Below are 14,108 nucleotides of genomic sequence, written 5' to 3' on the forward strand. Positions count from 1 at the left end.
TCAATAGGGAGGGTAGCCGTCCAGCGCGGCCCGGATGGCCACGCGCATGGCCTCGGCCTGGGCGCTCTGGTCCTTGCCGGCGATGGCTTCGCCGCTGCCGGACCAGACCACCTGGCGGTCACGCGGGTCGATCAGTTCGATGCGTACCACGGCGACTTTCTGTTCGTAGGTGCGCACGATGGGCACGCTGCCCCAGGCACCGTAGTGGCGATCCCAGCGGCTGCCAGCACCGTAGTAGCCACCGACATCGTCGTAGTACTGGCGCTGGCGGGTTTCCTGGCTGATGCGGGCGTGCACCAGCAGATCGCCGGGGCCCTGCAGGGCGGGGCGCAGACCGTACTGGTCGAGGCCAGCGCTGACGCTTTCGGCCAGTTGCTCGCCGCCCGGCGCGCGACCGTCGAGCCAGCTCCAGCTGCGGTAGCGGCCGTAGTCGCGCTGGGCCGCCGGATAGGCGCTGTGGTCGAAGGTGCTGGCCGCACCTGGGGGCGCCGGCGGCATCGGCAGCGATTCGGCCTGGTACGGATTCGGGCTCTGGCAGGCCGCCAGCAGGGGCAGGACGAGTAAGGCTATGGCGGTGCGCATGGTCGTCTCCGTGGTTGCGCGCGGCATCTCCGATGAGGGTCAGGCTACGCCGCCCGGCCTGCTTCGTCCAACGTGCTCAGCGCGGTCGGCAGATCCAGTGCAGGTAGCGGCCCAGGCCGGCGAAGGTGGGGTGGCGACGGTGCGCCAGCTCCATTTCCAGCAGGTCGACCAACTCGGCCTTGGCCTGGAACTCCTGCGGCATGTAGTCGTGAAACACGCGCACGCCGCTACGGCTTTCGACCTGCCAGTGCTGCTCGAGTTGCGCGGCCAGTTCGCGCGGGTCGACGGGGCGTTGCGGGGTCAGGCTCTGGCCTTCACCGGCGAAGCGCTCCTTGCGCAGCTTGCGGAAGTGCCCCTTGAGCAGGTTGCGGTAGATCAGCGCATCCTTGTTGTAGAAGGCCAGCGACAGCCAGCCGTTGTTCTCGGTCAGCTGGTGTAGTACCGGCAGGATGGCGGCCGGTTCGGCCAGCCATTCCAGTACGGCATGGCACAGCACCAGGTCGTAGGGCTGCTGCAGCTGGCCGAGCAGTTCCTGCCAGGGGGCCTGGATGAAGGTGGCGCTCTGTCCGGCTTCGGCGAAGCGCTGGCGCGCGCCGATGAGCATCGGTTCGGCAGGTTCGGCGAGGGTAACGTCATGGCCGCGCTGGGCCAGCCACAGGCTCATGTGGCCGAGCCCGGCGCCAACGTCGAGCACGCGCAGCTTGCGCTCCGGCAAGGCTTCGGCCAGGTCGGCCTGGAGCACGGCCAGGCGGATCGCACCCTTGGCGCCGCCGTAGATCTTCTCGGCGAAGCGGGTGGCGAGTTCATCGAAGTGGCGGTCGCTCATTTGAGGAAGCGCCGTTCGTTGTCGGCGAGCTTGTCGAGCACCGCCTGATTCATGTCGAGGCCCAGTTCGCTGCACAGCTGCAGGAGATAGAGGACCACGTCGGCCACTTCCTGCCCCGCGTGGGCGAGCTGTTCAGGGGGCAGCTGGCGCGACTGTTCTTCGCTCAGCCATTGGAAGATCTCCACCAGTTCGGCCATTTCCACGCTGGCGGCCATGGCCAGGTTCTTCGGGCTCTGGTAACGACGCCAGTCGTTGTGATCGCGAATGGCGTGCATGCGGGCGGTGAGTTCGGGCAGGTTCATCGGCTGGCTCCTTTCGAGCCGCATAGCTTCGGCGCGAACGCCATGCGCTGCAAGCGGAGTGTGACGCCCGGATGCAACTCGGGGCCTCGCTTCGGCAGCCTTCCCGGAGCCTGTTCAGGCCAGGCGTCGAGGCGGTGTTGCCGGCGATCACGCGCAGCCGCTGATCGTCGGCAAGCCGGCTCCTGCACCAAGCGTGTTTGCCGCCCTAGGTCAACGCTGCAGCGGCTGCCAGCTCCCGGCCATGTGCGGCGTATCCTGCTCGCCGATCAGGTGGAACTGGCCAGCGGGCGCGGCTGCACTGGCTTGCAGGGCCACGTGGGTGGGCAGCAGGACCGGTTTCTGGAAGCGCACTTCGACCTCGTAGCCGGCCAGCGGCAGATGCCCCTGCAGCGCTGCCAGGCTGCGCGCCTTGTTCCAAAGCCCATGGGCGATGGCGCGAGGGAAGCCGAACAGCCGCGCGGTGACGGCGAACAGGTGAATCGGGTTGTAGTCGCCGGCCACGCGCGCATAGCGGCGGCCGGTGTCGGCAGGGGCGGACCAGTCGGCCAGTGACGTCAGCTCCAATGGCGTTCGTTCGGCACGCGGTTGCACCTGGCCGTCGAGGCGCAGGGCGCGGCAGAGGATGCGGCTGTCGCCTTCCCAGAGCAGGCCGAGCTGGTCTTCCAGGCGGGTGATCAGGCTGAAGGTCGCGCCCTTGTCATGGGGTTGCAGATCGGCCACCTGCACGCTGACCTGGAACGGCCCCAGTCCGCCCAGCGGGCGCAACACGCGGATACGATTCTCCAGGTGCACCAGGCCCAGCAGCGGGAAGGGGAAGCGCCGGTCTGTGAGCAATTGCATCTGCAGGCCGAAGGCGAGCACATGCGGGTACACCGGCGGCAGGTACGGGCTGTCATCGATGGCGCAGACCTGGCGATAGCGCGCCAGGTGCTGCGGGTCCACTTCCACGCGGCAGCGCAGGCCGAGGTCGGGCAGCTGGCGACCGGTCACCTTGCGCCGCAGGGCTGCGCGCAGAAACAGGCCGGGCAGGGTCGGCGGGGTGTCGAGATCGAGCCAGTCGATGGCCATTGGGCGAACTCCTTGGCGAATGGATGGCAGTAGCTTAACCGCCGCTGACGCGCTGGCATTGGCTGTGCTGCCTTGCGTGCATGCCGGGCAGCCAATCCCTCTGCTGCGCGGTTTGCGCACGGCGGCCCGCTGCCCCTAAGATGGCGCCGTTCACGAATAACGCTCACTAATAAGAAGAACAGCAGGAATCATGCGTGATCTGACCGACGATGTGGCGCTGATGCGCCCGGTAATCGATGCCCTGCGCGCCAGCGGAACCGACCCCGACCGTGTGCTGGTGCGGGTTGGCCTGCCTCCTGGCGGACTCCCGGCTGGCCGCTTCCCGCATGCCGCGCAGGCAGCGTTCTGGAAAGCCGCCAGCGAAGAGTGCGGCGAGGCGCATGTGGGATTGTTCCTGGCCGAGCATCTGCCGGCGTTCCATGGCCTGCTCCTGGAATACCTGTTTCTCTCCAGTGAAACCTTCGGCGCCGGTCTGCGCCATGCGCTGCGCTACGTGCGGCTGCTCTCCGATACCCTCAACGCCCATCTTGCCGTCGACGGCGAGATGGCGGTGCTGACCCTCGGTGTCGAAGCCGATACCCCGCGGCACTTTCCGGAGATGCTCGCAGGCGCGGTGATCCGCCTGTTCGCCGCCTTGACCGAAAACGACTTTCGTCCACGTGAGGTGCGTTTCATGCACGCCGAGGGTGCGCCAGCCGAGCGCTACCAGGCGGTCTATGGTTGCCCGGTACGGCTGGGGGCCGAGGACTGCGCGCTGCTGTTCGATGCCGCGGTGCTGGACAAGGCCTCGCGCCACGCCGCCCCGGAACTGCTGCGCATGCACGAGTCCCTGGCGCGGCGGCAGCTGGCCGAGGTGGAGCGCCTGGACCTGGTGCGCCAGGTACGCGAGCTGATCGCCGAGCTGCTGGTCGACGGTGGCGCGACGCTGGAACAGGTGGCCGGCCGCCTCAACATGCCGGCCCGACGCTTGCGCGAGCGCCTGGCGATGGCCGGCGTGCGCTTCAACGACCTGATCACCGATTACCGCTGCCGCCTGGCCAAGGACCTGTTGCTCAAGACTGATGAGCGTATCGAGGTGATCGTCGAGCGCACCGGCTTTTCCGAGCCGAGCACCTTCTACCGTGCGTTCAAGCGCTGGGTGGGGGAGACCCCGGTGGAGTTCCGCAAGCGCGGCAAAGCGTGACGCGGGAAGTGGCCGGCGCTTGAGTGGCGACGGTCGCCGCCCATCCCTGCCTAGCTGCACGCTTCTGTCGTAGTGCACCGAACCCCGACGCGTTCCTGATTGCAGGCTACGCGCCGGGTCGTTGCGGCTAGGCCCCGAGCAGGCTCTGTCCGCACACCCGCAGCACCTGCGCGGTGACTGCGCCGGAACCGGGCTGGGCGAACCAGGCCACGGCTTCGGCGACATCCTGTGGCAGGCCGCCCTGGCTCATCGAGTTCATGCGGCGCCCGGCTTCGCGGATACCCAGCGGAATGGCGGCGGTCATCTGGGTCTCGATGAAACCCGGCGCCACTGCGTTGATACTGATGCCTTTCTTGCCCAGTGCCGGCGCCCAGGCCTGGGCGAGGCCGATGACCCCGGCCTTGCTCGCGGCGTAGTTGGTCTGGCCCATGTTGCCGGCGATACCGCTGATCGAGGCGATCAGCACCACGCGGCCGTTGTCGTGCAGCTTGTCGGCGTCCAGCAGCGCCTGAGTCAGTACCTGCGGCGCCTTGAGGTTGACGTCGATCACCGAGTTCCAGAATGCATCGCTCATCTTCGCCAGGGTCTTGTCGCGGGTGATGCCGGCGTTGTGCACGACGATATCCAGCCCCTCGGGAAGGGCTTCGACCAGGCGCTGTGGCGCGTCCTCGGCACAAATGTCGAGGGTCACGGCCTGGCCACCCAGGCGCGCGGCCAGGGCCTGCAGTGCATCGGCCGCCTGCGGGACATCGAGCAGCACGACCTCGGCCCCATCGCGGGCGAGCACCTCGGCGATGGCGGCACCGATACCGCGTGAGGCGCCGGTGACCAGGGCCTTCTTGCCGGCCAGCGGCCGTGTCCAGTCCTTCACCTGTTCAGCGCAGGCGCCCAGGCGCAGCACCTGGCCGGAGACGTAGGCGCTCTTCGGCGACAGGAAGAAGCGCAGCGCGCCTTCAAGTTGCTGGTCGCCGCCCTTGCCGACATAGAGCAGCTGCACGCTGCCGCCGCGACGGATTTCCTTGCCCAGCGAGCGGGTGAAGCCTTCCAGCGAGCGTTGCACGCTGGCGGCGATGGGGTCTTTGATCGACTCGGGGGCGCGCCCCAGCACCACCACACGCGGGCTGTTGGCCAGGCCCTTGAAGGTCGGCTGGAAGAAATCACGCAGTTCGATCAGCTGTTCGAAGCGGGTCAGGTGGCTGGCGTCGAACACCAGGGCCTTGAGCCTGGGGCCGTGCTCGGCGGTCCAGCGCGGCAGCTCCAGCTGGCCCTCGCGCGTGGCGAACAGCTGGTCGGTGAGCTTGTTGGCGAACGGCAGCACGCTCTTCAGCAGGTCACCCTCGCCCCCGAACAGCAGGGCGCCGTCCACCGGTCTGGCTCGGCCGGCCATCCAGCGCTCCAGGCGTACCGGGGCCGGCAGGCCGAGTGCGCCGACCAGGCGACGGCCAGTGGAGGAGTTGGCGAAGGCGAGGTAACGGTCGGACATGAAAGACTCCTGCGGACGAATCGGAAGTGCTGCCACTGTACGCGGCAGTCGGCAAAGCGCAATTGACTCTGTTGCCTCATGTGCCGGCAAGGCGGCCAATGTTCGCAACGGCGCGAGGTTTAGCCTGTGCGGCCAGAACGCTAAAGTGTAAACCTGACATTCTCCGGGGGCCGGCTGACGCGCAGTCGCTCGTCTCTTCGCTCTCTCGACCAGCAAGGAGTCCTCATGACCCAGTTGCGCCGGGTCGCCATCGTAGGCGGCAACCGTATTCCGTTCGCCCGTTCCAACACCCTCTACGCCCGGGCGAGCAACCAGGAGATGCTGACCAGCGCCCTTGAGGGCCTGGTCGAGCGCTTCAACCTGCACGGCGAGCGCCTCGGCGAAGTGGTCGCCGGCGCGGTGCTCAAGCATTCGCGTGATTTCAACCTGACCCGCGAGTGCGTGCTGGGCTCGCGCCTGGCGCCGGAAACCCCGGCCTACGACCTGCAGCAGGCCTGCGGAACCGGCCTCGAAGCGGCGATCCTGGTGGCCAACAAGATCGCCCTCGGGCAGATCGACTGCGGTATCGCCGGTGGCGTCGACACCACCTCCGATGCCCCCATTGGCGTCAACGAAGGGCTGCGCCAGATTCTGCTGGAGGCCAATCGTGGCAAGAGCACCGGCGACAAGATCAAGAGCCTGCTGAAGATTCGTCCGCGCCACCTCGCGCCGCATATCCCGCGCAATGGCGAGCCGCGTACCGGGCTGTCGATGGGCGAGCACTGCGAGCTGATGGCGCAGCGCTGGGCCATCCCCCGTGACGAGCAGGACCAGCTGGCGCTGGCCAGTCACCAGAAGCTGGCGGCGGCCTATGCCGAGGGCTGGCAGGACGATCTGATGACGCCGTTCCTGGGCCTGACCCGCGACCAGAACCTGCGCCCGGACATCAGCGCGGAGAAGCTCGCGACGCTCAAGCCCTGCTTCGAACGCGGCCCGCGTGGCACCCTGACGCCGGCCAACTCCACGCCGTTGACCGACGGCGCTTCGGTGGTGCTGCTGGCCAGTGAAGAGTGGGCCAAGGCCCGTGGCCTGCCGGTACTCGCTTACCTGCGCGACGGCGAGGCGGCAGCGGTGGATTTCGTCCAGGGCAAGGAGGGGTTGCTGATGGCGCCGGTCTACGCCGTGCCGCGCCTGCTGGCACGCAACGGCCTGACCCTGCAGGACTTCGACTACTACGAGATTCACGAGGCGTTCGCCGCCCAGGTACTGTGCACGCTCAAGGCCTGGGAGGATGCCGAATACTGCAAGGAGCGCCTGGGGCTGGAGGCCGCGCTGGGCTCCATCGACCGCAGCAAGATGAACGTCAAGGGCAGTTCGCTCGCCGCCGGACACCCGTTCGCCGCGACGGGCGGGCGCATCGTCGCCAACCTGGCCAAGCTGCTGGCGGCGGCCGGCGAGGGGCGCGGGCTGATCTCCATCTGCGCCGCAGGCGGTCAAGGTGTGACCGCAATCCTCGAACGGTAATCCAATACGGGTGGCCACAAGTCATCGTGGTCACGCGATGTAAGCAACTCCGTGATTCGGGCGGCCCGCGTAGCGCGTGGCCGCCCTTTTTTTCGCCCTGCTGCAGCGCTCAGCCCGGCGCGAAGCCGTACAGCCTTGCGGGTGTCTCGCCGCAGCGTGGCGCCCTAGCCGCGCGCGCGGTTGTGCTCCAGCAGCGCTTCGATCGGGTGGCGCAGGCGCTGCTGACGCAGGCGCTGGGTCTGGCTGCGGCAGGAATAGCCGGTGGCCAGCGCTTCGCCGGCGTCCTCACGAGCCAGGGCCGGCTCCCAGGACTGGGCGAAGATCGCCCGTGACGTCTCCAGGTTGCGCGCCTCGTGCCCGTAGGTGCCGGACATGCCGCAGCAGCCGGTGGCCTGTGTCGCCAGTTGCAGGCCGGCCTGGCGGAACACCTGGCCCCACAGGGCCGTGGCCGCGGTGGCGTTGGTCTTCTCGGTGCAGTGTGCCAGCAGCCGGTAGCTGCCGCTCGGCGCCTCGGCGTCGCTGCTCGGCAGTACCTCGGCCAGCCATTCCTGCGGCAGCAGCACCGGAGGGCAGTCGAGGCCGTCGAGCTTGGCGTATTCCTGGCGGTAGACCAGGGTCATGGCCGGGTCCAGGCCCACCAGCGGAATGCCGAAGTTCGCCAGTGCCTGCAGGCGCCGGGCATTGCGCCGGGCGGTGCGGGCGAAGGCACCGAGGAAGCCCTGAACGTGCAGCGGCTTGCCGTTGGCCGAGTAGGGCGCCAGCAGTACCCGATAGCCGAGGCGGCTGGCCAGTTCGATGAAGGCGGCGAACACCGGTGTCTCGAAGTAGCGAGTGAAGGCGTCCTGCACCAGGATCAGGCTCCTGGCGCGCAGGCTCTCGTCCAGTTCGGCCAGGCGCTTTGGCGTCGCCGTCTGCACGGCGAAGCGCCGGCAGACGGCGCGAAAGTCGAAGTCGCTGAGCGTCGGGCTGTCGACCATGCCCAGGCGTTCGGCCAGCAGCGTATTGACCAGGCGCGAGCCCATCGGCGCGTTGTACAGCCAGGGCAGGTGGGCCAGCAGCGGCAGGCTGAACTCCAGCGAGCCGATCAGGTAGTCGCGCAGCGGGCGCAGGTAGCGGCGGTGGTAGAGCTCGAGGAAGCGCGAGCGGAACTCCGGCACGTTGACCTTGATCGGGCATTGCCCCGCGCAGGACTTGCACGCCAGGCAGCCGGCCATGGCGTCGTAGACCTCGTGGGAGAAGTCGTCGCCACCCTGGCGGCTGTTGCGCCAGCGCTCGGGCAGCGTGCGCAGGAACTGCAACGGGCCGCTGGCGACCGGGGCCAGCACGTCGACGCCGGCCAGGCCCTGCAGGCGCAGCCATTCGCGGATCAGCGAGGCGCGGCCCTTGGGCGATTGCACGCGCTCGCGGGTGGCCTTCCAGGACGGGCACATGGCGTCGTTAGGGTCGAAGTTGTAGCAGGCACCGTTGCCGTTGCAGTGCACGGCGCTGCCGTAGCTCTGCCACACACGCTCGTCGATCTGCCGGTCCAGGTCGCCGCGCATCACCACTTCGTCGATCTTCAGCAGGGCTTCGTCACTGCCCAGGGGCGTGGCGATCTTGCCCGGGTTGAGCTGGTTGTGCGGGTCGCATGCGTGCTTCAGCGCCTGCAGCGACGGGTACAGCTCGCCGAAGAAGGCCGGCGCGTATTCCGAGCGCACCCCCTTGCCGTGCTCGCCCCAGAGCAGCCCGCCGTAGCGCTGGGTCAGCTCGGCCACGGCGTCGGAGATCGGCCGCACCATGGCCGCCTGGGCCGGGTCCTTCATGTCCAGTGCCGGGCGCACGTGCAGCACGCCGGCGTCGACGTGGCCGAACATGCCGTAGGCCAGGCCGTGGCCGTCGAGCAGGGCGCGGAACTCGGCGATGAACTCGGCGAGATGCTCCGGCGGCACGGCGGTGTCTTCGACGAACGGCTGCGGGCGCACCTCGCCCTCGACGTTGCCGAGCAGGCCCACCGCGCGCTTGCGCATGGTGTACACGCGGGTCACGGCGGCGCGGCCTGTCGCCAGGGTGTGGCCCAGGCGCTGCACGCTGCTGTCGTGCTGCAGGTGCCGGGCGAAGGCGGCGACGCGGGCGTCGACTTCCTCCGGCTCATCGCCGCTGAATTCCACCAGGTTGATGCCCAGGGTCGGGACGTCCGGATTCTGCGGGAAGTACTCGGCCACGCCATGCCAGACGATGTCCTGCATGGCCAGCAGGAGCACCTTGGAGTCCACCGTCTCGATCGACAGCGGCTGATGTTCGAGCAGCGCGCGGGCATCGCGCAGGGCGTCCATGAAGCTGGCGTAGCGCACGTTGACCAGCACCGAGTAGCGCGGGATCGGCAGTACGTTGAGCTTGGCCTCGACGATCAGCCCCAGCGAGCCTTCGGCGCCACACAGCACGCTGTTGAGGTTGAAGCGTCCGTCGGCCTCGCGCAGGTGCGCCAGGTCGTAGCCGGTCAGGCAGCGGTTGAGCTTGGGAAAGCGCGCCTCGATCAGCTCGGCCTTCTCGCGCTGGATGGCCTCGGCGCAGCGGTACAGCTCGCCGACCCGGTCCTGGCGCGCCAGCTGCTGGGCCAGTTGCTCGTCGTCCAGTGCGGCACTGCGCAGGCGCTCGCCGCCGAGCAGCACGCTGTCGAGTTCGAGCACATGGTCGCGGGTCTTGCCGTAGGTGCAGCTGCCCTGGCCGCTGGCGTCGGTGTTGATCATGCCGCCGATGGTGGCGCGGTTGGAGGTGGACAGCTCCGGGGCGAAGAACAGGCCGTGCGGCTCGAGGGCGGCGTTGAGCTGGTCCTTGACCACGCCGCTCTGCACCCGCACCCAGCGCCCTGCAGGGTCGATCTCGAGAATCCGGTTGAGGTGCCGCGACAGGTCCACCACCACGCCGTCGGTCAACGACTGGCCGTTGGTGCCGGTGCCGCCGCCGCGCGGAGTCAGGCGCACGCTGCGATGGGCCGGTTCGGCGGCGACACGGGCCAGGACCTGCACGTCTTCCGCATCCAGCGGGAACACCGCCGACTGCGGCAGGCGCTGGTAGATCGAGTTGTCGGTGGCCAGTACCGTGCGGCTGGCGTGATCGCGGGCGATCTCGCCGCGGAAGCCGGCGCCGCGCAGGGCGTCGAGAAAGGCCAGGTAGGGGGCCGCCGGTGCGGCGGGCGTGGGAATGCGGGCAATCATGGTCGGTTCTCGGCAGATGGCCGTTCAAACCTTCTGAATGCGAAGGGCTACGGCTCGGTATCGTTATGGATAATGTCGATTTTCCAAGGGCCATGACCGTGCTACAAGGGTATTTTTCGCGATCAATTCATGAGGAATATGAATGAATCACCGGCGCCTGACGCCTTCGATGTCGCTGCTGCTGGCCTTCGAGGCCGCTGCCCGGCACGAGAGCTACACCCGTGCAGCCAGGGAGCTGTCGCTGACGCAGAGTGCGGTCAGTCGTCAGGTGCAGGCGCTGGAGGCGCAGCTGGGCGTGCGCCTGTTTCGCCGCGAGGGGCGCAACATCGTGCTGACCGACGTGGGCCGGTTGTACCTGCGTGAACTCGGCGATGCCCTGGCGCAGATCCGCAGCGCCACGCTGCAGGCGGTGGCCTATGGCTCCGGCATGGGCACCTTGCGCCTGGCGCTGTTGCCGACCTTCGGCTCGACCTGGCTGCTGCCCCGGCTGAATCGCTTCTACGCGGCCAACCCCGGCGTGCAGGTGCATGTGCATTCGCGCATCCAGGCGGTGGATTTCACCGACGGCGAGATCGACGCCGCGATCACCGTCGGCAGCGGCGACTGGCCGGAACTGGTGGTGCACCCGCTGCTGGAAGAAACCATGGTGGTGGTCGCCAGCCCCGCGCTGCTGGCGGCGGGCGAGGTGGTCGACGCCGAGACCATCGCCGCGCAGACGCTGCTGCAGGTGGCCAGCCATCCGCCGCTCTGGGCCAGCTGGTTCGCCCGCCATGGCCTGGCCCCGGAGCGCATGCGCAGCGGGCCCAACTTCGAGCTGACCTCGCACCTGTTGCAGGCAGTGCGCAGCGGTATCGGCGTGGGCCTGGTGCCGCAGTTGCTGGTGGAGGACGACGTGCGCCATGGCCATCTGCTGCGCGTCGGCGAAGCGATTCCCAGCCAGCGCACCTACTGCCTGACCTATCCGCCGCGCAACGCGGTACTGCCCTCGCTCAAGGCGTTCCGCCAGTGGCTGCTCGCCGAACTTGGCCGTTGAGCGCGGCACCTGTGGCGGCCTGTCACGCGGCAAATCACCACAGCGCCAGGTGGCCCATTAGCGGCTAGTCTTTCAACGTGCATTGATCCAGATCAATGCCGCGTTTCGCGCGTCGTCTCCAGCGGCTTGCCGGCCGTTGCTCATTTCATAAGAACAATTCCAGCGCGTTCGACTCCAACACTCGGAGTCTATGGCTCGGCTTTGCGTGCCGGGGCCGAGATAACCCTGAATGAGGATGTAACATGTTCGGCCTAGAGGCGCTCGATCTCGCCCGAATCCAGTTTGCCTTCACCATTTCGTTCCACATCATCTTTCCCGCCATCACCATCGGTCTGGCCAGTTATCTGGCCGTGCTCGAAGGGCTGTGGCTGAAGAGCGGCAACACCGTGTACCGCGACCTCTACCACTTCTGGTCGAAGATCTTCGCGGTCAACTTCGGCATGGGGGTGGTCTCCGGCCTGGTCATGGCCTATCAGTTCGGTACCAACTGGAGCGCCTTCTCCGACTTCGCCGGGGCGGTCACCGGACCGTTGCTGACCTACGAGGTGCTCACCGCGTTCTTCCTCGAGGCGGGCTTCCTCGGCGTCATGCTGTTCGGCTGGAACCGCGTCGGCCCGGGCCTGCACTTCTTCTCCACGGTGATGGTGGCCATCGGCACGCTGATCTCGACCTTCTGGATTCTCGCCTCCAACAGCTGGATGCATACCCCGCAGGGCTTCGAGATCGTCGACGGGCGGGTGATTCCGGTGGACTGGTTCGCCGTGGTGTTCAACCCGTCGTTCCCCTATCGCCTGGCGCACATGGCCACGGCGGCCTTCCTCGCCACCGCCTTCTTCGTCGGTTCGTCGGCGGCCTGGCACCTGCTGCGTGGACGCGACAACCCGGCGATCCGCAAGATGCTCTCGATGGCGGTATGGATGGCATTGCTGGTGGCGCCGGTACAGGCCTTCATCGGCGACCTGCATGGCCTCAATACGCTGAAGTACCAGCCGGCGAAGATCGCCGCCATCGAAGGCCACTGGGAGAACATCGGTGACGAGCCGACACCGCTGATCCTCTTCGGCTGGCCGGACATGCAGCGCGAGGAGACGCGTTTCAAGGTGGAGATTCCCGCGCTCGGCAGCCTGATCCTGACCCACAGCCTGGACAAGCAGGTACCGGCGCTCAAGGAATTCGCCCCGGAGGACCGGGCCAACTCCACCATCGTCTTCTGGACCTTCCGCATCATGGTCGCCATGGGCCTGCTGATGATCCTGGTCGGCCTCTGGGGCACCTGGCTGCGGCGCGGCGGGCGCCTGTTCCAGTCGCGGCCGTTCCTGCACTTGGCGGTGTGGATGGGACCCTCGGGGATCATCGCCATTCTCGCCGGCTGGTACACCACCGAGATCGGCCGCCAGCCGTGGATCATCCATGGACTGATGCGCACCGCCGATGCTTCGTCCGGGCACAGTGCAGCGCAGATGGGCATCACCCTGGCGTTGTTCGTGCTGGTGTATTTCGTCCTCTTCGGCGCCGGTATCGGCTACATGCTGCGTCTGGTGCGCAAGGGGCCGAAGATCGACGAGGGCAAGGACAGCACCGAAGGCGGGCCTGGCCAGCCGCGGACCCCGGCACGGCCGATGTCCGCTGCGGAAGAAGGCCTGGAAGACGGTGAAACCGACAGCTTGCCGGAGAGGAACTGAACATGGGTATCGACCTTCCGCTGATCTGGGCGGTGATCATCGCCTTCGGTGTGATGATGTACGTAGTGATGGATGGCTTCGACCTCGGCATCGGCATCCTCTTCCCCTTCGTCCGTGACGACGGCGAGCGCGACGTGATGATGAACACCGTCGCGCCGGTCTGGGACGGCAACGAGACCTGGCTGGTGCTCGGTGGCGCGGCGCTGTTCGGCGCCTTCCCGCTGGCCTATGCGGTGGTGCTGGATGCGCTCTACCTGCCGCTGATCCTGATGCTGCTGGGGCTGATCTTCCGCGGTGTGGCCTTCGAGTTCCGCTTCAAGGCCAAGGCCGCCAAGCGGCATCTGTGGGACAAGGCCTTTATCGGCGGCTCGCTGACCGCGACCTTCTGCCAGGGCGTGGCGCTGGGTGCCTATATCGACGGTTTCGAAGTGGTCGATCGCACCTTCGCCGGTGGCGCCTTCGACTGGCTGACGCCGTTCTCGGTGTTCTGCGGGCTGGCCCTGATCGCGGCCTACGCGCTGCTCGGCTGCACCTGGCTGATCATGAAGACCGAAGGCCGCCTGCAGCAACAGATGCACGACATGGCGCGACCGCTGGTGCTGGTGTTGCTCGGCGTGACGGCCATCGTCAGCCTGTGGACGCCGTTCGCCCATGCGCCCATCGCCGAACGCTGGTTCAGCCTGCCCAACCTGTTCTGGTTCATGCCGGTACCGGTGCTGGTGCTGCTGTGCACCTGGGCGCTGCTCAAGGCGGTGGCCGACAACGCGCACTATTCGCCGTTCGTGCTCACCCTGGTGCTGATCTTCCTCGGCTACAGCGGCCTGGGCATCAGCCTGTGGCCGAACGTCATCCCGCCGTCGATCAGCATCTGGCAGGCCGCTGCACCGCCGCAGAGCCAGGGCTTCATGCTGGTGGGGGCGCTGTTCATCATTCCCTTCATCCTCATGTACACCGCCTGGAGCTACTACGTGTTCCGCGGCAAGGTCACGGTGGATGATGGCTACCACTGAGAATCTGCGCGAAGCCTGCTGCGCTGGCAGCGGGCTCCGGCGGGTGGCGCGTTGAATCGGGGGGCGAGAGAGGCGATATGACCGAAGTCGAAGAGAAGAAGCCGCTGTGGCAGCGCCTGGGCTGGCTGGTGCTGATCTGGGCCTGCAGCGTCACTGCCCTCGGCGTGGTGGCCTGGCTGCTGCGCCTGTTCATGAGCGCGGCGGGGCTGGGCACGCCGGGCTGAGGGCGCAATTGATCCTCT

Annotated in this window: 12 protein-coding genes; 6 read left to right on the forward strand and 6 right to left on the reverse strand. The window is 67.6% G+C overall.

Annotation, left to right across the window (positions count from 1 at the left end; genetic code table 11):
- The 4 genes from FIV02_RS03820 to FIV02_RS03835 all read right to left on the reverse strand — a co-directional run bounded on the left by FIV02_RS03820 (position 1) and on the right by FIV02_RS03835 (position 2,778).
- A complete protein-coding gene (locus FIV02_RS03820; protein ID WP_134676952.1) occupies positions 1-582 on the reverse strand; it encodes a DUF4136 domain-containing protein in 582 nt (193 codons plus the stop codon).
- Positions 583-658: 76 nt separating this feature from the next.
- Entirely contained in the window at positions 659-1,408 is a 750-nt protein-coding gene (locus tag FIV02_RS03825; protein ID WP_047584413.1) for a methyltransferase domain-containing protein, read from the reverse strand.
- The gene (locus FIV02_RS03830; RefSeq protein ID WP_037046147.1) at positions 1,405-1,710 is read right to left on the reverse strand and encodes a nucleotide pyrophosphohydrolase; all 306 of its coding nucleotides are present in this window, start codon (positions 1,708-1,710) and stop codon (positions 1,405-1,407) included. Before FIV02_RS03830 ends, FIV02_RS03825 begins: the two co-directional genes overlap by 4 nt.
- Positions 1,711-1,920: 210 nt before the next feature.
- Positions 1,921-2,778 (reverse strand): MaoC/PaaZ C-terminal domain-containing protein, encoded by an 858-nt coding sequence (locus FIV02_RS03835; RefSeq protein ID WP_152487847.1) that lies wholly within the window; start codon positions 2,776-2,778, stop codon positions 1,921-1,923.
- A gap of 190 nt (positions 2,779-2,968) precedes the next feature.
- On the opposite strand from FIV02_RS03835, the gene FIV02_RS03840 reads away from it, so the two are divergent.
- A complete protein-coding gene (locus tag FIV02_RS03840; protein ID WP_152487848.1) occupies positions 2,969-3,961 on the forward strand; it encodes an AraC family transcriptional regulator in 993 nt (330 codons plus the stop codon).
- 127 nt (positions 3,962-4,088) lie between these two features.
- Here the strand turns inward: FIV02_RS03840 and FIV02_RS03845 are convergent, their stop codons facing one another.
- Positions 4,089-5,444, reverse strand: a complete 1,356-nt coding sequence (locus FIV02_RS03845; protein ID WP_152487849.1) for a 3-oxoacyl-ACP reductase — start codon at positions 5,442-5,444, stop codon at positions 4,089-4,091.
- Between the two features lie 225 nt (positions 5,445-5,669).
- Between FIV02_RS03845 and FIV02_RS03850 the strand changes: the two genes are divergently transcribed.
- Positions 5,670-6,947 (forward strand): acetyl-CoA C-acetyltransferase, encoded by a 1,278-nt coding sequence (locus FIV02_RS03850; RefSeq protein ID WP_134676947.1) that lies wholly within the window; start codon positions 5,670-5,672, stop codon positions 6,945-6,947.
- Positions 6,948-7,111: 164 nt separating this feature from the next.
- Here the strand turns inward: FIV02_RS03850 and FIV02_RS03855 are convergent, their stop codons facing one another.
- Entirely contained in the window at positions 7,112-10,141 is a 3,030-nt protein-coding gene (locus FIV02_RS03855; RefSeq protein ID WP_152487850.1) for an FAD-binding and (Fe-S)-binding domain-containing protein, read from the reverse strand.
- 142 nt (positions 10,142-10,283) lie between these two features.
- Here FIV02_RS03855 and FIV02_RS03860 point away from each other — a divergent pair, with 142 nt between their 5' ends.
- From FIV02_RS03860 to FIV02_RS03875, 4 genes are all read left to right on the forward strand, one after another.
- The gene (locus tag FIV02_RS03860) at positions 10,284-11,174 is read left to right on the forward strand and encodes a LysR substrate-binding domain-containing protein (RefSeq protein WP_152487851.1); all 891 of its coding nucleotides are present in this window, start codon (positions 10,284-10,286) and stop codon (positions 11,172-11,174) included.
- 242 nt (positions 11,175-11,416) lie between these two features.
- Positions 11,417-12,856: a cytochrome ubiquinol oxidase subunit I gene (locus tag FIV02_RS03865; RefSeq protein WP_152487852.1), complete on the forward strand. Its 1,440-nt coding sequence runs from the start codon at positions 11,417-11,419 to the stop codon at positions 12,854-12,856.
- 2 nt (positions 12,857-12,858) lie between these two features.
- Positions 12,859-13,866 (forward strand): cytochrome d ubiquinol oxidase subunit II, encoded by a 1,008-nt coding sequence (gene cydB, locus FIV02_RS03870; protein WP_037046165.1) that lies wholly within the window; start codon positions 12,859-12,861, stop codon positions 13,864-13,866.
- A 77-nt stretch (positions 13,867-13,943) separates the two neighbouring features.
- Positions 13,944-14,090, forward strand: a complete 147-nt coding sequence (locus tag FIV02_RS03875; RefSeq protein WP_037046168.1) for a DUF2474 domain-containing protein — start codon at positions 13,944-13,946, stop codon at positions 14,088-14,090.
- Positions 14,091-14,108: the final 18 nt, after the last annotated feature.

This window comes from Pseudomonas sp. THAF187a (assembly GCF_009363395.1).
Taxonomy (GTDB): Bacteria; Pseudomonadota; Gammaproteobacteria; order Pseudomonadales; family Pseudomonadaceae; genus Aquipseudomonas; species Aquipseudomonas khazarica.